The sequence below is a fragment of the Streptococcus vicugnae genome, assembly GCF_016461705.1.
In the GTDB taxonomy this organism is placed as follows: Bacteria; Bacillota; Bacilli; order Lactobacillales; family Streptococcaceae; genus Streptococcus; species Streptococcus vicugnae.
On record NZ_JAEMHW010000002.1, the window covers coordinates 287,517 to 308,932 of the forward strand.

The window sequence follows — 21,416 nt, forward strand, 5'->3', positions numbered from 1 at the left end:
AATACTATCATAAGATTTCTAGATAAAAAGCTTCTCTTACTAGAAAATAGCTTTCAGAAAAAAGAAATTACTCATTGAAACAATTTGAAAATTTAAGCCACTCTATAGAAGAAAATTTGACAAAAGCCCTTTCTCTCTATATAATTAATTAGTTGAAATTATTCTATTTTTTCTGAAAATGGGAAAAATATTTTAATAAGTAGTACTTATTTAGTGGCTAAAAGATAAAAAATCATATGATGATTTACCCTTTAACCAATGATTAAAGTACTATGACTGACTTAGGAGTTTGATTATGTATGATTTTCTATCGTCTTTAGACAGTCTAGTCTGGGGACCACCTCTTCTTGTTCTACTTGTTGGTACAGGAATTTATTTATCTTCTCGCTTAGGTTTGTTGCAAGTTTTTCGCCTTCCAAAGGCTTTGAAACTTATCTTCACGTCTGAAGCGAAAGGTAAAGGGGATATTTCAAGTTTTGCAGCACTCGCAACTGCCCTTGCGGCAACAGTTGGTACAGGTAACATCGTTGGGGTTGCAACAGCCATCAAGCTTGGTGGACCTGGAGCACTTCTTTGGATGTGGATGGCCGCCTTCTTCGGAATGGCTACTAAATACGCTGAAGGTGTTTTAGCAATTAAATACCGTACAACTGATGCTAATGGTGAAATCTCTGGTGGCCCAATGCACTATATTGTTAATGGGATGGGAAAACACTGGAAACCTTTAGCAATCGCCTTCTCAATCTTTGGAGTAATGGTTGCTCTTTTTGGTTCAGGTACTTTTACACAAGTCAATTCAATTACTGATTCACTTAGTAATACTGTTGGCTGGTCACCAAAAATTATCAGTGTCGTTTTAGCCGTTCTTGTTAGTATTATTATTTTCGGTGGTATTCAATCTATTTCAAAAGTTGCTGAAAAGATTGTTCCATTTATGGCAATTATTTACATTCTAGCAACTATCACTATTCTTGCTTTCCACTGTGATCAAATTATTCCAAGTATCGGCTTAGTCATTAAATCAGCCTTTACTGGAAAAGCTGCAACAGGTGGTTTTGCTGGAGCAACAGTCATTACAGCTATCCAAGCCGGTATTGCTCGTGGTATCTTCTCTAATGAATCAGGTCTTGGTTCTGCGCCAATTGCTGCTGCCGCTGCTAAAACTGATCAACCAGTTGAACAAGGTCTTGTATCAATGACTGGTACTTTCATTGATACTATTATTATTTGTACTTTAACTGGTTTGTCAATTATCGTCACTGGTGGTTGGTCAAGCAAACTTAACGGAGCAACGTTAACACAGTCTGCTTTCTCTACTGTTTTTGGCAACTTCGGTGTCTATGCATTGACTTTTAGCTTGATTCTCTTTGCTTTTACAACTATTCTTGGATGGGGTTATTATGGAGAACGTTGTTTTGAATTCCTTTTCGGAGTGAAAGCTATTCCGGTTTACCGTATCATTTTCATTGCTATGGTTGCTCTAGGTGGTTACATCAGCCTTGAAACTATTTGGGTTATCGCTGATATCGTTAACGGTTTGATGGCAATTCCTAACTTGATTGCCTTACTTGCCCTTTCACCAGTTATCATTAAAGAAACAAAACAATATTTTGATAGTCATAGATAAAAAAGCTAGGTTTTTAACCTAGCTTTTTTACTCTCTTTATCACTTATAAGAAAGCGCTTCTCAGGCGCATTCTAATGCCCCATCAGCTTGTTTTAGTGATATAATAGAAGATAGCCTTAATTTAAAACAATTTACTTATGTACTATTATAACCTCATTTGAATAAAGGAGGCATTTCTTATGTCAACACCAGAAGAAAATCTTCGTTTAGCAAAACGAGGACCCATTGTCAGTATCATCGCTTACCTTGTCATTACTTTGCTAAAGCTCATTACTGGTTACTTTTTAAATTCATCTTCATTGATTGCTGATGGTTTTAATAACTTATCTGATATCCTCGGAAATGTTGTGCTTTTAATTGGACTTCATTTAGCCAGTAAACCTGCCGATGAAGATCACCGCTTCGGACATTGGAAAATGGAAGACTTATCTAGTTTAATCACTTCATTTATCATGTTCTATATCGGTTTTAAAGTTCTCTTTCAAACCATCCAAAAAATCATCTCAGGTAGTTTAACACCAATTGATCCTGAAGGTGCTATTATCGGTGTCATCTCAGCTTTAATTATGTACGGTGTTTACCTTCATAATAAACGCCTCTCAAAGCGTGTTAAATCAAGTGCATTATTAGCTGCTTCAAAAGATAACCTTTCAGATGCTATTACTTCTATTGGTACCTCTGTGGCTATCCTAGCAGCCTCATTTAACTTGGTCATCATTGATAGGCTAGCAGCTATCGTTATTACTTATTTCATCTTAAAAACCGCTTATGATATTTTCATGGAAAGTGCCTTTAGTTTGTCAGATGGCTTTGATCAAAAAGAACTTAAAAAATACAAAGAAGCCATTCTAAAACTTCCAAAAGTCTCAAATGTGAAATCTCAACGTGGTCGCTCTTACGGAAGCAATATTTATCTTGATATCGTTGTTGAAATGAATCCAGACTTATCAGTTTATGAAAGCCATGAGATCACAGAACAAATCGAAGAACTTCTTCGTAAAGATTTCTCTGTTTACGATACTGATGTTCACGTGGAACCCGGAGCTATTCCAGAAGATGAAATTTGGGATAATGTTTACAAGAAACTCTATAAAGCAGAAAAAACAATCCTTGCTAAAATTCCGGATTACGAAGAATTAATCTCAGACAGCTTCTATCTCATAGATGTAGATGGCCAATCATATACCAAGTCTGAGATGACTGCTCGAGAAAGACATTATATGAGTAACATTAAAGATTTTGAAATGACTTCTATTAGCCAAAAAACAAAACTCATCACTTACAAACTTGATGATAAAACTCACACCAGTATCTGGAGACGTAAGGAAAAATGGTTCCTTGTCTTTCACCAAATCACCCCACAAATTAATAATTCTCAAGATTAACCGCAAAACCAGGATTAATACTCCTGGTTTTTTAGATGCTTAGAATTAATCAGTTATTTTAATTAACCGGTTAACCATTTTATATTATAACACTCTCAAATGGATATTCAAGTAAAAACATTTAAAAGATAATAAAAAGTTCTAAGCATTTCTACTTAGAACTTTAAGACATTATTTTTTAACAGCATCAGTTGCGACATCAGTACCAAACCATTTGTTTGAGATTTCTTGGAATTTACCTTCTTGATAAAGTTTTTGGAAAGCCTGATTGATTTTCTTAACCAATGTTTTATCAGCTTTTCTAGCACCAACAGCAAAGTCTTCGCCATCAAATTCGCTAGAAATGATATTGTAGTTATCCAGTTCACCTTCTTGCTCAAGGTAATAGTTGGCATAAACTTTATCAATCAAGAGTCCATCAATACGATCATTTTTAAGGTCAATAAGCGCTTGTGTGAAAGTTTCATACTGAGTTGCATCTCCACCAGATACAATATCTTTCAAAACTTTCGGATTAGCATTAAAAGCATCGTAACCTGACGAACCTGATTGAGCACCAAGAACTTTGCCTTTCATGCCAGCAAAGCTTGTAATACCTGATGATTTTTTAGTTACCAATACTTGTTCATTGACCATGTAAGGATTTGTAAAGAGAACTTTATCAGCACGTTCATCAGTCATAGAATAACCATTCCAAATCAGATCAATTGTACCATTGTTCAACTCAGTTTCTTTCATATCCCAGTTGATTGATTGCCATTTAACTTTGATACCATATTCTGCAAAAACTGCATTAGCTAAATCGATATCAAACCCAACATTTTTTCCGTCTTCATCTTCATATCCCATAGGAACAAAAGTATTATCAAAACCAATAGTGATTTTACCATCTTTTGTGTAAGTATCCCATTGATCAGTTTTAACAACTTTTTTTGAAGATGATGAACCACAAGCAGCTAAAGTAACTGTTGCAACTAGCGCAAAAGCACTTAAAAGAACTTTTTTGAATTTCATAACGCACCTAATAAGACTTTCTTTTATTTTGGATTAATTTTTAAAATGTGATCTGAAATAGTTTCTGCAAATTGCAAATCATGGGTTACTACAATCTGAGTCATTCCAGCTTCACGGTTTTGTAAAATCAACTTTTCAACTTCTTGACGCAACTCAGGGTCAAGTGCTGACGTTGGTTCATCGTAACCAATAATTTGTGGATCAATCATCATCGCACGTGCTAAAGCAACACGTTGCTTTTGACCACCAGATAGTGAGTAAGGATAGGCATCCGCATGTTCTCCTAAACCAAGACGTTTCAGAAGACCGAGCGCCTTTTCCTTTGCAGCTTCTTTTGTCATTCCCATTGTTTTAACAGGAGATAAAATCAAATTATCTAGTACTGATAAATGTGGGAACAATTGAAAATCTTGAAATACAAAACCAAGTAAATTAAGTGTCTCTAAGTGATCAATCGGAACAACTTCACCATTGTAGATAATCTCACCTGAATCAATTTTTTCAAGACCAGCTAACATACGAAGTAAAGTCGTCTTACCACCACCTGAAGGTCCAACGAGAGACAAAATTTTACCATCTTCAATTGTTAAATTAAAATGATCAAAAATTTTCTTTTGACCAAACTGTTTGGAAATATTTTTTAATTCTAACATCTGGTCACCTCTTATTTATAATAATCAAATTTTTTCTCAGTTTGTTTTGAAATCAAAGTTACAATACCAATCATAAGCAAGTAAATAGCTCCCGCAACAAACATTGGTGCTAAAGTTGCATCACGGTTGGCTGCTGTTTTACTAGCAAGTAATAAATCACCAACACCAAGGACATAAACAAGCGAAGAATCTTTGACAAGGTTGATAATTTCGTTGAACACACTTGGTAAAACAATTTTGAAAACCTGCGGCAAAATAATATAGTGAATAGTTTGCAACTGGTTCAATTTCAAAACTTTTGCAGCTTCATATTGCCCCTTAGGAATAGCCGCAATCCCACCACGGAAAATTTCAGCAAAATAAGCCGCATAATTTAAAGTAAAGGCTAAAATTGCAGCAGGCATGCGATCCATAACTACTCCTACACTTGGTAAGACATAGTAGAAGAAAATTAATTGTAAAAGCAATGGTGTACCACGCATAATCCATACATATAAAGTCAGCAACCATTGCAAAGGTTTAAATTTAATCTGCATTAAAAAAGCTAAGATAGCACCAAACGGAATGGAAAGCACAATAACAATACAGAAAACTTGCAATGTTACTGCAGCGCCATCTAACAAGCTTGGCAGAACTTGTGAAATATATGACATGTTATCTCCTAAAAAGAATTTGTTACTATTATAGTATTATATCAAATTTTAAACCAATTTGGGAGCAATGAAGAATATTTTATCATTTGACCTTATAAAAATAAAACGATATAACATAACTAAATTTACGTAAAACAATTAGCTAGTAAAAAACGCTATGGAATATTTAATCCATAGCGTTACCTTAATTATAGTTTTTTAACAAACTCTGATTTTAATTTCATAGCACCGAATCCATCGATTTTACAATCGATATTGTGATCACCTTCTACAAGACGAATGTTTTTCACACGAGTTCCTTGTTTAAGGTCTTTTGGTGCACCTTTTACTTTCAGGTTTTTTACGATAGTAACACTATCTCCATCAGCAAGACGAGTACCGTTGCTATCTAGAACAACCAAGCCATCTTCTTCTTCAGCTGAATCACTTGGGTTCCATTCATAAGCACACTCTGGGCAAACTAACATTAATCCATCTTCGTAGACATACTCAGAGTTACATTTTGGACAATTTGGTAAAGACATAATTTCTCCTTATCAAAAATAGCTATAACTTTATGACTGTCCTAAAGTTAAAAGTTACATTATCCATTCTACCTTAGAAAATAAGTTTTGGCAAGAGATTATTCAACAGTAACCGATTTCGCAAGGTTACGAGGTTTATCAACATCCAAACCGCGTTGAAGAGTTGCATAATAAGCAATCAATTGAGCTGGTACTACCATAGCAATTGATGACAAGAATGGGTGTACAGTTGTTACAATAATATCATCACCTTCGCGAGCTTGACTTTCATCAACAATTGTAAGAACACTTGCACCACGAGCGGCAACTTCTTGGATGTTACCACGAGTATGTGAAGCAAGAACAGGGTTACTTGAGATAAGAGCAATAACAGGTACTCCTTCTTCAATCAATGAGATTGTACCGTGTTTCAATTCACCAGCTGCAAAGCCTTCACATTGAATATATGAAATTTCTTTCAATTTCAAGCTTGCTTCCATAGCTACATAATAATCTGATCCACGACCAATGTAGAAAGCATTACGCGTTTCTTTAAGAAGTTCTTCTGCTTTAGCAGCAATTTTATCTTTTTCAGAAAGTGTTGCTTCAATTGATTGTGCAACGATTGCTAATTCATGAACCAAGTCAAATTCAGCAGCTACTTCATTACCATTAGCATCACCAACTGCTTTAGCGAGGATAGCTAATGTTGCAATTTGAGCTGTATAGGCTTTAGTTGAAGCAACCGCAATTTCTGGACCAGCATGTAAAAGCATTGTGTATGTTGCTTCACGTGATAGAGTTGATCCAGGAACATTTGTAATTGTCAAACTTGGAATACCCATTTGATTTGCTTTAACCAATACTTGACGGCTATCAGCAGTTTCACCAGATTGAGAAATCATCACAAAGAGTGGTTTTTTACTCAAAAGTGGCATGTTGTAGCCCCACTCAGAAGCAATACCAAGTTCAACTGGTGTATCAGTTAATTTTTCAAGGAATGATTTTGAGGCAAAACCAGCATGGTAAGATGTTCCTGCAGCTAAAATGTAAATACGATCTGCTTCTTGAACAGCTTTAATGATTTCTGGATCAACAGTCACTTGATTGTTATCATCTGTATAAGCTGTGATTAATTTACGCATTACAGTTGGTTGTTCATCAATTTCTTTCAACATGTAGTAAGGGTAAGTTCCTTTACCAATATCAGACAAATCAAGCTCAGCAGTGTAAGAATCACGTTCAATGGCATTGCCTTCATAATCCATTACTGATACAGAATCTTTTGTCAAAACAACTAATTCTTTATCATGGATTTCCATGAACTCACTTGTTTCACGAATCATAGCCATGGCATCTGAACAAACCATATTATAGCCATCACCCAAACCAATCAAAAGTGGTGATTTATTTTTAGCAACGTAAATTGTATCTGGATCTTCAACATCCACTAAAGCAAAAGCATATGAACCTTCAATAATATTCAATGCCTTTTTGAAAGCTTCAAGAACTGATAAACCTTGTTCAACAAATTCTCCAACTAAGTGAACTGCGATTTCAGTATCAGTTTCTCCTTTAAGATGGTGATTTGAAAGATATGTTTCTTTAATTTGTAAATAATTTTCAATAACACCATTGTGAACTAAGACAAAACGTCCAGTTTCAGATGTATGTGGGTGAGCATTTAATTCAGTTGGTTGACCATGTGTTGCCCAACGTGTGTGACCAATACCTGTATAACCAGCCATATCAATTCCGATTTTAGCACGTAGGTCAGCAATACGTCCGACTGATTTAATTAAACGACCTTGGTTAACGCCTTCAGTAACATAAATTCCTGCTGAATCATAACCACGGTATTCTAATTTTTCAAGACCTTGCATCAAGATATCTGTTGCGTTTTTATTTCCAACAACACCAACAATACCACACATATTTTTTTACCTTTAGTAGGGAATTCCTACCATCTCTTTCTTATTTTTTAAAATTGGTATAGTCTAATAAAGACTCTCTAAAACCTTACAGCAACAGTATATAACTTTACTTATAGCTTGTCAACAAAAACATTGGTATAGTTTTAACTATACCAATTAATGATTGGTATAAAAGCAAAAACAGAGTAGCTTAACTACTCTGTTGTAATAAATCCAAATTGATTAAGAGGTAAAACTTTAAAAGTTACAACACCTCTTATTTGACTGTCTTTAATTAGACCAAAACTACGACTATCATTTGTATTCTGACGATCATCATTTAAAACTAGATAGCTTCCCTTTGGAACCTTGTCATATTTTCCATTAGAAACAGTGTTAACAGAAAAATCAGAGGTAAAAGGTTGTTGCGTATCAGAAGTCGACAAATATTCAGATTTAATTTTACTAATGTATGATTCTTCTTTAACTTGATTATCGACGTAAAGAATATCATCCATTACTGTCGCACTTTGCCCTGCTGTTGCAATAACACGACTGATATAAAAAATACCATCTTTCTTGTAAACAATGAAATCTTTGTAGCGGGGTTCTCGATTACGATTAACAACTACAACATCACCGTTAGAGAGGTATGAATTAGCAGCATCTTCATGCACTCTAAATGTTGAAAAAACAAAAATTCTCAACAAGAATATCACTAAAATAGCAATTAAGACCAAAATAATATTTCGAATAAAATCGCGCTTAACCATAATTTCTCCTATTCTTTATTCCATTATACCATGTTTCGCAATATAAAAAAAGTAACCATGTGACTTTTGACACAAAGTTTCATAACTAATTTGCATAACATTCAAAAATTTTATAAAAGAGTTAATTACACCCCTTTTGTGTCCCTTGCTAGCATTTTGACATAAAAAAGCCCTATCACACAGGCGTTAAAGCTTGATATGATAGGCTTTTTTATTATTCAATTATTTTACAGTGCGGGAAATATAGTACTGTTTTTAGTGCGTGTATAATAGTAGAAAACACTGTAAAATAAGCATTTATGCAGGTGAAACATCTGAGCGTTTGAGGCATAAAAATACAAAAGTTTTAAACTTATGCCCCAAAAATGCCCCAAAAATAAGCATTCAATATGTTGCTGTTGTAACCACAATTTGCTAATAAGTCTATTACAACGACAACAAAAAAAGGCTAGCAGAAAGCTAGCCATAAACTCATCACGAGCCAAGATTCAAGTCTTGTTTCATGATCCTATTATATCAAATGCGCGTGGTTTTAATCATTTTTAATTGTGACTTCAATTTTTTGAGGTGCGTCTTTAGCCGCTTTTACTTCCTTAGTAATAGCTTCAGTAGTTGCTTTAGCCTGCTCTTTGGTAACTTTGATAGCTTCTTGGATTTGAGCTGATGTTGAATCTGGGTTTAACGCACGGAAAAAGCGGGCGTACCAAGGTGCTTGATTAGTCCATGTGTAAGACGGAATGTCATGACCGTTGTTGTCTTTATAAATTTGTTGGATGATTTTCATTTCGTCAATATGAGCCAATGCTCGAATTTGGTTTGTGTGCCCATTGTAAAAATAAAGTGTACCTTCGTTCCATTGAGGGTCGCCTTTGATATTAAATAGAAAATCCATTGTTTCTTCTCCTTTAAAATTATTTTGAATTGTGTCATCGTCATCAAGTAAAACTACATTTTTGTCTAATCCGCCAGCAATACCTGTACTGGTGAATTGCCACCAGCGAATACCGTCCATAGACGGGAATATTGACCATACAGGCGTTGGAGTCACGTTGTAGTTTGGATAAGCAGCAATCCATAAGCTGTTTGGATATTTAGTAATGATTTGTTCATAGTAAACATTGGCAAGCGTATACGGCTTATAGCTGTAGTATATCGGCTTGTAACCTGCATTGGCACATTTATCCATAAATGCCAAAACAGCGTCTGTATTGGCTTGTTTTGACGTACTAGCGCTGTCCTCATAGTCACATACAAGATAAGGTGTTTTAGTTGGCAAGTTAGCCAGGAAATAGTTTGCTTCCGCTACAGCTTGACTAACGTTACCGCCAAAACGTGCAAAATGATAATATCCGATTGGTTCACTTGTACTTGCTTGTGTAAAACGATTGGGTGAAAGATAGCCAGTACCTTCGCTAACCTTGATAATCGTCTTGCGTGTGCCTGCGGCTTGACAGATAGCTGTTAAATCTGCCGATTGATAGCTTGACACGTCAATAAAATAGTCATTCTTCTTCATCAACGCCACCTACTTTATTGTAATTAGCTGTGGAAATACCGATACAAGCACCTAGAAATGTCGTAACAGCCGTCACGATAACAAGTGTAATCTGTGTGTATTCCCAGTTGAACGCTGTTCCGATTGTCCCAATAAGTGTGCCTAGTGCTGGTAAAAGCACCACGACCACCCATTTTAAATAATCATAAGTTTTGTTAGTTAGTTTCATCTGTTTTCTCCTCGTCATTATCATTATTTGTGTAATCAGCTTTATCTACGTCAAATTTGTCAGTATCAATATTTTGTCTGATGAATTTGTCAATGTATGGAATATGAACGCCTAAAGCTGATAAGTTAGCCAGAACGCTTGACCCGTAAGCAAATAGCATAGAAATAATAAAAGCGTCTACAGCGACACCCAAACCAGCAAACACGCACAATGGATAAGCTAAAGCCGTCATCAAGAACATAGCCACATGACTGACTAAACCTTTGCGGAACTTAGAGCTTGAATAGCTATGTTGCGCCCATGCCCTGCTAAAACCTAGCAAAATGTCAAAGACAATAACGACCAACAAAGCAAATACTGCTAAGTGGTCGTCAATACCGTCTTCGTAAAAATTGCCGATAATGTGCAAAATGTGCATGAGTCCGTCTGGTTCTGGTTTGACATAGGTCACTTTTTCTTGTGTGATTACTGCTGCAAGAGTTAACACTTCAATAGAACCACCTCATCACTATTCTTCTGTCGTGTCAGCTTGTTCTTCCACAACTTTTTCTGGCAAACCGTAACTTTTACGTTGTTGGTCTGGAATAGTGACGTCTAAATCAGTCACAGTGTTATTGTGCTTATAGACATCAAATTCCATGTCAACACCGTGGATTTCAGCTTCTGCAATCAAGTTACGACAATAGAGCGTTGCAGCGTTTTGTGATTCAAAATTACAACGGTCTGAATATTCGTTTACCCACGTCCGAAGTCCGCTGTAGTTTTGGTATTCCAAAAATTGACCGTCACCGTTTTTGATAACAAATACTGTGTTTGTAGTTGATTCTGCCATAATTATTCTCCTTCTTTTGTTTCTTCTGGTGCAGTTGCTTCTTCTAATTGTTGTTGAAGCTCTGCGTTTTGTTGTTGTAATTGTTCAAGTTGTGCTTGTAGAGTTGCTTTGTCAAGTGACAATTGCGCAATCTCTAAAGCGAGCTTTGATTGAATTTGTTGATTAAGATTATCCATGTTTGCTCCTTATTTTTTCTTCTCTAGTACCCCGTAGTAATAAATATTTCTTACGTAGAGGTCAATTGTTCCACCTGAATTAAAACGTATGCTGTAAGTTCTACTTGGTATAGATGTTCGTCTAGTTGTTGCTGCCATGTATGCGTATTTTTCTGAACTAGTATTATATTCATTAATTGCAATAGAAACATCATTGTCAGGGTTATCGGAATCATCACTAAGATATCTCCAATTTGATAACGTTAAACCATTTCCAGAATAATCGAGTTGTCGACCATTAAAACGAGTTGATAAGTTTTTTTGAATCGTTATACTATCGTCTAGATAGTTTCCCCTTGTATCTCCTACAGCGAGTTTTTTGATTAACGTATAGTTACCCATTCCTTGCACTGTTGCTCCTGTTCCAGAAGATTTACTCCCCCAAAACTGGATAATAGAGGGGGAGATACGGATGGTAGGTGAATAGGTGGACGTTGAACTTTTTGAGCTTATACTTATATATTCATTCGTTATAGTCAATGTATTATTTGTAGAGTTATTAATCGCATTTGTTATGAAAGTTGCCGTGTTACCAGTTAATTTGCTAACGTCAATGGCATTAGCAGCTATTTTATCCGCATTGATTGCCCCTGCTGCTATCTTATCAGTCGTTATCGCACCTGTGGCGATATTCGCAGCGGTAATTGTATTAGCCTTTATCTGGTCACTTGTAATCGTGCCACTTGCGATTTGACTAGCTGTAATACTACCTGCTTTGATTTTGGCAGCGTCCAACGTGCCAGCCGTTATACGGTCACCATTGATACTGTTCGCTGTCATTTTGTCAGTCGTAACAGCCCCTGCTTTGATTGCGTCAGCTGTAATCGCATTGCTTGAAATCACATCAGCTGTGATGATTTTACCGTTAAGATGTGCCGTATTAATCGACTTGCTGGCTATTTTGGCGCTTGTGATAGCACCGTCAACAATCATATTCGCTTTTACGTTAATCTTGTCAGAAAACAGATTAATAGAGTTTTGGTTAACAGCAAAATAAGCCCCAATCGCATTCGCAACATCGGTTGTTGACTTGCCAGCTTTCATGACTATTCCGTCTGCATTAATAGTCAAGCTAGCACTCTTAACCGTTGAACTATCCAACGCGGACACGCTAGCTTTGATTGAATCAGTTGTCTGTTTGATTTCAGACTGCGCACTTGCTAACTTGCTGTCGTAGTCTTCTGGAGCTGGTTGCCAGTCGCTCTTAAGCGAGCCAACACGAATGCTTAAATTGGAAATCGTAACTGTTCCACTAGTAGTCGTCTGATTCAAATTAAGGTAGCGTGATGACACCGCTGTGCCATTGTATTTAATTTTCTTAAACGTACCAGAATAGTGACCTGAACCGCTTGACGTGCTAAGGTCGCTAGACGTATTGTTTAACAAAATCGTATTGTCCCACTGATTAGCTGTGCCGTCAGAGTACGTAATCACTCGATTAATTCGGAACTTAGACGTGCTTGTCGGTGCAGTCACGCTCCAGTCAAACTCGATGATAAGCGTTGCGTTATCAGCTATATCATCGAACGCACTTGATAAGTCATACAGCTTACCACCAGTTGACGACTTAGAATCACCAGTTTTAAGAGCGTAGTTCCGCCCACCAGCGGTTGTAGGTATTTGACCCTCAACGCTACTAATCTTACTGCTTAACTCGTTAGCTTTAGCTGTAATGTTGTTTTCAGCAGTCGTCACACGACCAGACAGCGTATTGAAATCTGTCTGCGAAACTTTAGCGCTTAGACCAGTAGTCAACGAATTAATCGAGTTAGTATGTGATGTAATTGTGTTTCCTTGTGACGTTACTTGCGTGCTAAGCTGTTCAAGACCGTTTGCGGTTTGAGTGAGAGTAGTGTTTAGTTTAGTGATGTCTGCTTCGGTATCCTCAATAGCAGGTACTGGGCTAGTAGCAATACTTCCATCTTCAAGCTGTACGTCACGAATACAAACAATATCGCCAACTTCAAAATCAACGCCATTCCCATAAACTATCCATTGCTTATAAGTGCTAGTCGTTGCTACCGTAAAAGTATTGCTATAGCGTTGCCATTCTGTCGTTACATTAATCGCTTTCGCAGCGTTGCCCCATTCAGGACCAACTTTGATTTTTCGGACTTTTGACATTTTGACATCCATTGCCCACGTCATCTGCTTACCAAAAAAGCGACCGTCAGAGAAATCAAACAAGTTTTTGTAAAAACCGCCACCGCCTGCTTTAGTGCAAGTTGCTTTTAAATACTGACCGCTTTTGGCTGTATTGTCTTTTATTATTTCAAAAGACCAACCGCTTGTGTTTTGAGTCCAACCAGTAGCCGTTAAACCATAATTTCTAATATAGTTACGAGCTCCAACACTTGTCGGTATCTTTCCCTCAACCGCACTAACAGCACTACTAATCTGACCAGGCACTGCTTCAACTTTTGTCTGCAGACTGCTCACATTTCCGTTCGTAGTTTGCAAGCTAGATTGCAAGTTAGCTACTGCCTTATCGTTGCTAGCTTGATAGTTAGCAAGATTAGTCTTAGTAGTGTCGGCGGTTGCTGTAGTTGCTGTTAAGTCATTGCGAATCCCAGTCACATCTTCAGTGTACGTTGATTTAGCAACGTAATCTTTAGCAATCGCTGTACGCTCCGCAGTCAATTGACGTGCTGTTTCAGTCTTAGCACTTTCGAAGTATTGGTTAGCTCGTGTCGATTCACCATTCTTGTACGTTTCAAGCGATTCAATACGTGTCTTAAAGCCCTCTGCGGTTTGGTCTGCAGTTGCTTTGTTTGATTTGACTGTGCCGTCTAATGTTTGGAGATTAGACTGTAAGCTAGCATAGTTTTGGTCTGCAGTCTGCTTATATTCTGCAACTTTTTGTGATAAGTTCCAATCGTTCTCTGAATAATCAGAAACGATATTGCCTTTTTCAAGTTGCATACCACAAATTTCAATGACACCACCACCAGATTGACCGAATTGTAACGAGTGGTTATTTGTTGATTCGGTCGTAAACGTTAACGTGTAACGTTTCCACTCTGTATTCGTGATAGCTGTTTTAAGCTCTCTGTTCGTTGCGCTTGTCGTCCAGCAACGCATTAATAAAGTAACTGAATCAGTGTCAGATTGTGACGAAACACGAGCCCAGCAAGAAACTGTGTACTGTTCACCAAAATCAACTGGTATCGTACGTTGACCTATATCTTTGTTACCGCCGTTGGTATTACCAACAATACGGATAGCTTTAGTGATTTCTGGTCGTGGTGCGTCATCAACATCAAAGACTTCAACGGTACCATTACCGCCAGATAAAGTTTGCCAAGTACCACGATTGTAACTGTCGGTATTGCCTAACGGAATCGTTGACGTGTTTCGCAGAATGTTCTTAGTACCAATTTGCAAGTTTTCAAACTTCGCATTAAGTCCATTCAAACCAGTTTCTAAAGTAGCTGTTTTCTTGCTAGCAGTTTCAGCAGTCGTTTTAACTTGCGATAGCGTTGTTTTCGTACCTGCTAAATCATCCTCAACCGTTTTAGTTCTGGCAGTAACACTTGCAATATTTTTAGTATTACTATCTACTGTCTTGCTTAACTCGCTAACAGTCGTCTTCGTACCGTTAGCGGTTTCTTCAACACTACTTACACGTTTGGTTAATTCAGACTGTGCGCTTGCTTGTGCAGTCAACTGGCTAGCTTGACTGGTTAAATCCTGCTTAGCTTTGGTTAAATCACTTTGCAAATTCGTAGCTTTCGTGTCAACAGCGTTAACAGCACTTTGCAAGTCTGTTTTAGCTTTAGACAAGTCATTAGCTACTGCGGTGAGTTGTTGTTTGGCTTCACTCGCTGACGTTTTAGCGCTGTTAGCAGTATTAGTGACTGTGGTTAAATCAGTCTTGACTTTGGCTAAGTCAGATTTCAGGCTGTTAGCAGTCGTGTTCGCTTGTTCTGCGACTTCTGCAGTGGCTTGGTTGATTTCATCAGCATAGGCTTTTGCGTTTGATTCTGCCTGTGTTTTAGCTGTGTCAATCTGCGTTTCAATTTCCGCTTTTGAGGTGGCGAGTTCATTTCTAACACTGTTTTGATATTCAAGTGATTGTTGCAACATCTCGTTGCTGACTTTTTTAAATTCTTCATCAGCATATTTTAATTGTTGTTGCACTTCTGCTTGAATTCGTGTTGATTTTTGGTCGATTTTTTTAGTAACGAAACTGCCATAAGTATACTGTGCGTCATTTCCAGCTACGCTATCAGCACTAATCGTACTTGTTAACCCACCACTAAAACTAAATGATTGATAAAGCACTGGTACTTTAAAGACTTCGTTTTTGTTAGTCTTGATAGTCACCCACTGACCAACGTCTAACTTTAAATGGCCTTGATAACTCAAATCGTATGGATAATAAACAATGTCTTTCAAAGTATAATAGAGCGAGTTTAACGTATCTTGTGTTGCTAATGGGTTTTCAATTTCAAGTGACCTACCAGTCTGCAAGCCAACTGTCAAAACTTCATCATCCTTAGTTTCGCAAGTGATACCCGCGATTTGATACTCAACTTCGCTTTTTTCAAGACCATGTAAAAAATAATTATCAGCAGTGATTGTAATACCAGATTCAGTCAGTCCTCTTACTTCCAATTCACCATTACGATTAAAGAAACAAGAAAAGCCAAGCAATTGGCTTGCTTGACTAAGAACATCTCTATAAGTGAGCTTATCACCTGTCGGCTCGTCAACGTGTTGCTGAATAGCTGTTGTTCCAAAATTATCACTAGCAAGTGTAACACCAGTCTTAGTGGCGATTTCTAAAATAACATCACGGATTTGCGCTGGGTATTTTAAATCGGTTTTAAAACTTTCATTGAGCTTAAACATTTCGTCCATAAGCTCAATTTCAGTAGTGTTGGCGTTTCGGTCAATCTTAATATCATCAATGTAATATTTCCCCATTTTGACCCATTCGACTTTACTGCCGACTAACAAACCAATTTCTGGATAAACAACATCTAGTTTTTTGAATGATTCGACAATGCTAGTAAACAATATCGAAGCCGTACCAGCATATGTTCCGCCAGGTGTAAAGTCATCACCAGTAATATAGCCATACTTGAAATTAGCACTCTTGATATTTTCTGATGTGAAATCACCTACTCTAATAGCCAAAGTACGGTCATTTGATAGCATTGCTTCGTTAAAAGTTACCATAAATTACCTTTCTATTAGATTGAATTTTAAACCACTCCACGGCTTAAATTTGTTAGTAAATGAATAAGCTGGCGCCGTTCTATCACCAACATAAAATGTCCGTGTTGATTGTCCCGAAATAGGGTCTGGATAGCTCACACTAAAAAATACAGCCGATACTGCATTAAGTATCGCACTGCATTCTGACTGTGTTAACATTCCCCACTCGATTTCTAGTTTGCGTTTAGTGGTTATTCTGTCTCTGACCATATCGCCGTTTGCGTTTCGACCAGTTTCGCCGTCAACGTCTTGTACACCAACTTGAAAACTTTTAGGCGGTACTACTGAAACGCCATTTATAATTAAATTGCTCATTGAACCTCCTAAATCTTAAGCAGTATTTGACCTGCTCGTTGTTGTTCTTTGTTGATTTCCTTAATAGCAATTCTTCCAAATTCACTACCACCAATTTGAATAATGATGTCGCCGTCACCTGAAAAGCCTGACTGTTGATTGCCTGACCCCAGAGCGTTAACGACTGCTGTGCTGACGACACGTCCCATAGTTTGAAGAAAACCAGTATTTTCAAGTGGTACGACCGCTTCTTTACCTGCTTCACCAATCATAGCAAGTGTTGGACTGTCAACAATACCACCACGAGCAAGTTTAGGAATATAAACACGACCAATGCGCCCAAGACTAACACCAGGGATTTTATTAATAACACCAATAACACCATTAATCATGCCTATGAACGAATTGACGACATTTTCAACCGTGCTAAAAGCTGCGTTCATTGCTGAGCGGAAAGCGCCAGAAACAGCCGAACCAATAGCAGTCCCAATATTAGTAAATGAACTTCTGATAGTGTTATAAATTCCTCTAAAGAAATTAGCGACACCACTAAAAGCAGACGTTACATTTGACCAAGCACCCCTGAAGGTATTTCCGAACCATGAACCAATACTAGAAAAAGCATTAGTAACATCATGATAACGTGATTTAAACCAATTACCAATGCCAGTAAAGACGTTTTGAACGTTAGAATAGGCAGTGTTAAAGTTTTGTCTAAACCAATTACCAACATTTGAAAATGCTTTAGTAACATCATTGTATCTATCAGTAAACCACTTACCTATAGATTGGAAAATTTTAGTCAGTCCATCCCACGCTTCTTGGAATTTCTTAGTAAACCATTGACCAGCGCCAGTAAAGGCTTTTACAATGTCGTTCCAACGCTCGCCAAACCATTTGCCGATTGGAGTAAATATTTTGACAATACCGTCCCAGCCTGCTTGTACAACGGCTACAATTGTATTCCACGCTGCTTTGAAGAGTCCAATAAGGGCATTCCATAACATCATGACAAGAGATTCTAGAATGGTAGAGAAACCAGAGAAGATTTGCTTGATACCATCCCATGCCAACGACCAATCACCAGTAAAGACACCTTTAAGAAAATCATTGATACCTTGAAGAATATCAATAACTCCACCAATAATATCAGCAATCTTACCCCAAACATCAAAGAAAACATCTGCCAAATATTGAATAGCAGGTGCTAATATTGGAACTATCCACTCTGCTAGCCAATTGAAGAACGGTTGTAAAACATTTTCCCAGATAACTTTTAAATCATCTATAATATCTCCGAAATAATCTAATGCTTTTTCAATCATTGGTTGAATGTGGTTAGACATTAAATCAGAGAAACCTTGTCCAATGTTGTCAAGCACTGGTTGGATATAAGTATTCCAGCTGTTTAAGAACGTTCCTACGATTTCTGACCAACCACTTGCCAAAGAATCAACAAATGGTTTGATATGTTCGTCATAGGTCGCATTGATAGCAGACATAGTATTTTTAACTAAATCTTTTAGCGAGGCAAAAGCTGGTTCAGCCGCTGAAAGTAGACCTGTTAAATTACGAGTAATCTTGTCTTGGTTTTCAGTCAAGATAGTATCAACAGCACCAAACATATCACGTAAAGACTTAGTGTATAACTCTGCTATGCCCATTCCTGCGTATGTAAACGCTGAAATAATATGGCTACCAATATCAGTAGCAGGCGTGCTTGTGATAGTGTCATAAAAGATTTGTCCAAGCGCTTGTGCAATGTTTCCGATGTGTGCTACTAAGTCACCAGATATTTCGAATTGTCTTATTAACCAACCTTTTATGTCAAATTTGGTTTCATTGAGGGATTTATTAAGGCTTTCAGCGATAAATACCGCAATTCCCATGATGACATTAGCTATAGCTCCTGTTATTTGCCCTAAAGCAAAAGCTAATTTTTCACCAAATTTCGCAGCTGCTGCTAATACTGTTCCGTCCTCAAAAATATCTTTCAGTGACTGCCAAATGCCTTTTAAAGCTTCCTTGAAACGTTCAAGACTATCAGACCTAAATGAAACATCAAAACCATCTTTGAACAAATCTTTTAATTTTGAAAGATAGTCTAAAAGAGGTTTTAACGTCTTGTCCCAACCATCAAAAATACTCTTAAAGTTATTGTCTAGGTCTTCAAGCGCCACTTCAGGCAGAATGTCACTTCCACCACTACCACCATCACCACCAGAACCTTTTTTAGATTTAGGTGTTGTTGTTTTAGGTGATGACGAATCATCAGAATCTTTGTTTGATGATAAACTGTTGATTTCGTCGAAAGATGCTAAACCTAACAGCTCTTTAACAGCTTTTTTAGCACTTTTAGCCGTATTATTTAAATTATCAGCTACATCATCTGATGAATCAGCCGCATCATCTAAATCATCAGCAATATCACCGACTGCATTACCTGCGTCGTTAGCGTTATTGACCACGCCACCTAAACTATCAGCCATGGACTCAAGCGCACTATTTTTAACGGTCGCTTTCTTGTTAAACATTAAGCTAACAAACTCAGCCAATTTAGCCGTTGCATTTTTTAACGCCATTGCTAAGGAGTTCAAAACTGGCATAACAGCATTAAGAATTGGTAATAACGCACTACCAAGATTAAACGCTGTATCTTTTAAAAGCGATTTAAAAAGACTAACACGACTATTTACAGAATTGGAAAGTGTATTACCATATTTCGCCGTTGCTTGTTCCAAAATCGCCATTAATCGGATTTGTTGTTGCGTGTTGTAGTCCAATTGTTGCCAAGACGAATCGCCAGCGTATTTTTTAAACGCTTCTGTTGATTCAATCATGGCAACGTTAACATTAATACCTAAATCTTCAATGGCTTCAGTATTACCAAGCAAACCAGAACGAATGCGTTCCATAACGTCTGTAATGCTTCGACCAGTCCCTTCAGCAATGACAGCTGACGTTTGAAGCATTTTACCTGTATAGGCACTTAGCTTATCAGAATCCTTAATAAAACCAGCAAATAAGTTTCCGTAAATTGATGCGTATTGTGTCGCGTCAGATACAGACATATTCATTGCGTTAGCATTGGTTTCAATCCATTTTAGGAATGCTTGCGAACTTTCGCCCATTTGGCGCTTGATTTGATTGACTGAAGCAACTACTTCTAACGCTGTTTGTGTTGAAGTAACACCAAGATCAAACATTTTTTTACCAAGATATGAAAATGCAGCAATCTTTCCAATTTTAGAAAATGCAGCTTTGATACTAGACGTACTGTTTTGAACTTTGCTATCTGATGCCTTCACTTGATTTTCAAGTTCTTTCATCTTTTGCTTGAATGGTGAAATTTTCGCATCAATAACGACTTGAAGCTCTTCTAAAGTCATACTCATACTTGCGCCCCCTTTCCTCAATTAATTTTTAAAACGTTCATTAAACTGTGTTGCAAACGCACGCATGCGTTCTTTGTGCATTAATAAATCACGTTGTCTGCGTTCTTCCTCGATTTGTTCACGCTCTTTATCAAATAAATCTGGTGCATATTCCCAGACCTCTAACAGTTTAGATTCCGAAGATAGTAAGCAAGAAACGTGATTAGCAATCATTTGCGATAATTGATAGTTGTTTATAATCTGTTCTTTTCGTTTTTGTGTATAGACACGATTATAGCTATTAATTAAATCAATGATTTCAGCAACTGTGTACTCCCAAAAATCAAAAGGACTGCCCTTGATGTCCAAAAACATAGGATACAGTCCATTGATATAATCCTTAGCAGAAATGATTTCAACAGACGTCGTTACTTCTACTTCACTGTAGTTAGTGTCGTTTGGTCGTCCGTTGTTTCTTTCTGACGTGGCATAAAACCCGAATTTTCAAAAAGTGGGATAATAACATCTGTCAATAAAGAAGTTTGGTCACCACCTGCGTCAACATAATCGTCATGCATGTCATAAACATCATCAAGTGTGACACCGTGTTCAAATTTTTGCAACGCTCCGTGAATAACCACCAACATCACTTTAAGTGGTGGTAATGGGAAATCTTCATCTTGGCGTGGCATGAATACCTTAAGAAGATTGACACCAAGTTTTTCTTCGACTGCTACTGCTTGACGTGTTGTTAAACGTAATTTGTGTTCAACTTCGCCGATTTTCCAAATTGCGTATGGTAATGACATTTAATTAACCTCCGATTGGGTCTGTAAATTCAAGTGCCGATTGCAACGCAATGCTTGCTGTAAACTCAATAACACCATTGACAGCACCGCTACCGATTTTAACTGAAACTTGACCAGAGAAATTAACTTTAGTACCGTCTGGGTATTTGTGTTCAAAGTTGGCAACAGTTCCTGCTTCTTGCAATTTACGCAAGACACGGTACGAATCAGCTTCATTAGTATTTGAAAAGGCAAATTTGTATTCCAATTCACCCGCATCACCAATACCAAGTTCGTATTGTTTAACTGAATCTGCCAATGTAGTGTTATCTACTTTTTCTGGATCAACCCCAATTTCAGGAACTTCTTTTAGTCCTGTCAAATTCGTAAAACTAGTTTTACCAGAAGTTGAGTAACCTAGTGTAATTCCATTTGCTAACATAAA

At 37.3% G+C, this 21,416-nt stretch carries 18 protein-coding genes and 1 pseudogene; 2 read left to right on the forward strand and 17 right to left on the reverse strand.

Going from position 1 to position 21,416, the window contains the following annotated elements:
- Positions 1 to 295: 295 nt before the first annotated feature.
- Complete coding sequence (locus JG537_RS04940; protein ID WP_199544058.1) at positions 296 to 1,627, forward strand: alanine/glycine:cation symporter family protein; 1,332 nt, start codon at positions 296 to 298, stop codon at positions 1,625 to 1,627.
- A gap of 179 nt (positions 1,628 to 1,806) precedes the next feature.
- On the forward strand, positions 1,807 to 3,012 hold the full coding sequence (locus JG537_RS04945; RefSeq protein WP_132869867.1) for a cation diffusion facilitator family transporter: 1,206 nt from the start codon (positions 1,807 to 1,809) through the stop codon (positions 3,010 to 3,012).
- A gap of 171 nt (positions 3,013 to 3,183) precedes the next feature.
- Here the strand turns inward: JG537_RS04945 and JG537_RS04950 are convergent, their stop codons facing one another.
- From JG537_RS04950 to JG537_RS05030, 17 genes and pseudogenes are all read right to left on the reverse strand, one after another.
- Entirely contained in the window at positions 3,184 to 4,026 is an 843-nt protein-coding gene (locus tag JG537_RS04950) for an amino acid ABC transporter substrate-binding protein (RefSeq protein ID WP_199544060.1), read from the reverse strand.
- Between the two features lie 23 nt (positions 4,027 to 4,049).
- Positions 4,050 to 4,679 carry an amino acid ABC transporter ATP-binding protein gene (locus JG537_RS04955; RefSeq protein WP_074482136.1) on the reverse strand — a complete coding sequence of 210 codons (630 nt, stop codon included), beginning with the start codon at positions 4,677 to 4,679 and terminating at the stop codon, positions 4,050 to 4,052.
- A gap of 11 nt (positions 4,680 to 4,690) precedes the next feature.
- A complete protein-coding gene (locus tag JG537_RS04960) occupies positions 4,691 to 5,332 on the reverse strand; it encodes an amino acid ABC transporter permease (RefSeq protein ID WP_199544062.1) in 642 nt (213 codons plus the stop codon).
- A gap of 188 nt (positions 5,333 to 5,520) precedes the next feature.
- Entirely contained in the window at positions 5,521 to 5,856 is a 336-nt protein-coding gene (locus JG537_RS04965) for a zinc ribbon domain-containing protein YjdM (RefSeq protein WP_199544064.1), read from the reverse strand.
- 98 nt (positions 5,857 to 5,954) lie between these two features.
- Complete coding sequence (gene glmS, locus JG537_RS04970; RefSeq protein WP_199544066.1) at positions 5,955 to 7,769, reverse strand: glutamine--fructose-6-phosphate transaminase (isomerizing); 1,815 nt, start codon at positions 7,767 to 7,769, stop codon at positions 5,955 to 5,957.
- A 194-nt stretch (positions 7,770 to 7,963) separates the two neighbouring features.
- Complete coding sequence (gene lepB, locus JG537_RS04975; protein WP_199544068.1) at positions 7,964 to 8,521, reverse strand: signal peptidase I; 558 nt, start codon at positions 8,519 to 8,521, stop codon at positions 7,964 to 7,966.
- Positions 8,522 to 9,443: 922 nt separating this feature from the next.
- Positions 9,444 to 10,037 (reverse strand): annotated as a pseudogene (locus tag JG537_RS09795) (GH25 family lysozyme); the annotation flags it as partial.
- Complete coding sequence (locus JG537_RS04985) at positions 10,024 to 10,269, reverse strand: phage holin (protein ID WP_425507473.1); 246 nt, start codon at positions 10,267 to 10,269, stop codon at positions 10,024 to 10,026. The pseudogene JG537_RS09795 and the gene JG537_RS04985, both read right to left, overlap by 14 nt.
- Positions 10,232 to 10,732, reverse strand: coding sequence for a phage holin family protein (locus JG537_RS04990; RefSeq protein ID WP_199544081.1), 501 nt, complete (start codon positions 10,730 to 10,732; stop codon positions 10,232 to 10,234). Before JG537_RS04990 ends, JG537_RS04985 begins: the two co-directional genes overlap by 38 nt.
- Before the next feature lie 21 nt (positions 10,733 to 10,753).
- A complete protein-coding gene (locus JG537_RS04995; protein ID WP_199544082.1) occupies positions 10,754 to 11,077 on the reverse strand; it encodes a hypothetical protein in 324 nt (107 codons plus the stop codon).
- Between the two features lie 2 nt (positions 11,078 to 11,079).
- Entirely contained in the window at positions 11,080 to 11,253 is a 174-nt protein-coding gene (locus JG537_RS05000) for a hypothetical protein (RefSeq protein ID WP_199544083.1), read from the reverse strand.
- 9 nt (positions 11,254 to 11,262) lie between these two features.
- A complete protein-coding gene (locus JG537_RS05005; RefSeq protein WP_199544089.1) occupies positions 11,263 to 16,476 on the reverse strand; it encodes a phage head spike fiber domain-containing protein in 5,214 nt (1,737 codons plus the stop codon).
- A 3-nt stretch (positions 16,477 to 16,479) separates the two neighbouring features.
- A complete protein-coding gene (locus JG537_RS05010; RefSeq protein WP_132868864.1) occupies positions 16,480 to 16,830 on the reverse strand; it encodes a DUF6711 family protein in 351 nt (116 codons plus the stop codon).
- A gap of 8 nt (positions 16,831 to 16,838) precedes the next feature.
- Positions 16,839 to 20,204, reverse strand: a complete 3,366-nt coding sequence (locus JG537_RS05015) for a hypothetical protein (protein WP_199544091.1) — start codon at positions 20,202 to 20,204, stop codon at positions 16,839 to 16,841.
- 21 nt (positions 20,205 to 20,225) lie between these two features.
- The gene (locus JG537_RS05020; protein WP_199544093.1) at positions 20,226 to 20,558 is read right to left on the reverse strand and encodes a hypothetical protein; all 333 of its coding nucleotides are present in this window, start codon (positions 20,556 to 20,558) and stop codon (positions 20,226 to 20,228) included.
- A 59-nt stretch (positions 20,559 to 20,617) separates the two neighbouring features.
- Complete coding sequence (locus JG537_RS05025) at positions 20,618 to 20,992, reverse strand: DUF6096 family protein (RefSeq protein WP_199544095.1); 375 nt, start codon at positions 20,990 to 20,992, stop codon at positions 20,618 to 20,620.
- Positions 20,993 to 20,996: 4 nt separating this feature from the next.
- Positions 20,997 to 21,413, reverse strand: coding sequence for a phage tail tube protein (locus JG537_RS05030; RefSeq protein ID WP_199544097.1), 417 nt, complete (start codon positions 21,411 to 21,413; stop codon positions 20,997 to 20,999).
- Between the last annotated feature and the right edge of the window lie 3 nt (positions 21,414 to 21,416).

Coding starts and splice junctions, on each gene's coding strand:
- JG537_RS04960 (WP_199544062.1), bottom strand. CDS start 5,332: ATGTCATATATTTCACAAGTTCTGCCAAGCTTGTTAGATGGCGCTGCA.
- JG537_RS04965 (WP_199544064.1), bottom strand. CDS start 5,856: ATGTCTTTACCAAATTGTCCAAAATGTAACTCTGAGTATGTCTACGAA.
- JG537_RS05030 (WP_199544097.1), bottom strand. CDS start 21,413: ATGTTAGCAAATGGAATTACACTAGGTTACTCAACTTCTGGTAAAACT.
- JG537_RS05005 (WP_199544089.1), bottom strand. CDS start 16,476: ATGGTAACTTTTAACGAAGCAATGCTATCAAATGACCGTACTTTGGCT.
- JG537_RS04995 (WP_199544082.1), bottom strand. CDS start 11,077: ATGGCAGAATCAACTACAAACACAGTATTTGTTATCAAAAACGGTGAC.
- JG537_RS05000 (WP_199544083.1), bottom strand. CDS start 11,253: ATGGATAATCTTAATCAACAAATTCAATCAAAGCTCGCTTTAGAGATT.
- JG537_RS04940 (WP_199544058.1), top strand. CDS start 296: ATGTATGATTTTCTATCGTCTTTAGACAGTCTAGTCTGGGGACCACCT.
- JG537_RS05010 (WP_132868864.1), bottom strand. CDS start 16,830: ATGAGCAATTTAATTATAAATGGCGTTTCAGTAGTACCGCCTAAAAGT.
- JG537_RS04985 (WP_425507473.1), bottom strand. CDS start 10,269: ATGATAATGACGAGGAGAAAACAGATGAAACTAACTAACAAAACTTAT.
- lepB (WP_199544068.1), bottom strand. CDS start 8,521: ATGGTTAAGCGCGATTTTATTCGAAATATTATTTTGGTCTTAATTGCT.
- JG537_RS05025 (WP_199544095.1), bottom strand. CDS start 20,992: ATGTCATTACCATACGCAATTTGGAAAATCGGCGAAGTTGAACACAAA.
- JG537_RS05020 (WP_199544093.1), bottom strand. CDS start 20,558: ATGTTTTTGGACATCAAGGGCAGTCCTTTTGATTTTTGGGAGTACACA.
- JG537_RS04945 (WP_132869867.1), top strand. CDS start 1,807: ATGTCAACACCAGAAGAAAATCTTCGTTTAGCAAAACGAGGACCCATT.
- glmS (WP_199544066.1), bottom strand. CDS start 7,769: ATGTGTGGTATTGTTGGTGTTGTTGGAAATAAAAACGCAACAGATATC.
- JG537_RS05015 (WP_199544091.1), bottom strand. CDS start 20,204: ATGAGTATGACTTTAGAAGAGCTTCAAGTCGTTATTGATGCGAAAATT.
- JG537_RS04955 (WP_074482136.1), bottom strand. CDS start 4,679: ATGTTAGAATTAAAAAATATTTCCAAACAGTTTGGTCAAAAGAAAATT.
- JG537_RS04950 (WP_199544060.1), bottom strand. CDS start 4,026: ATGAAATTCAAAAAAGTTCTTTTAAGTGCTTTTGCGCTAGTTGCAACA.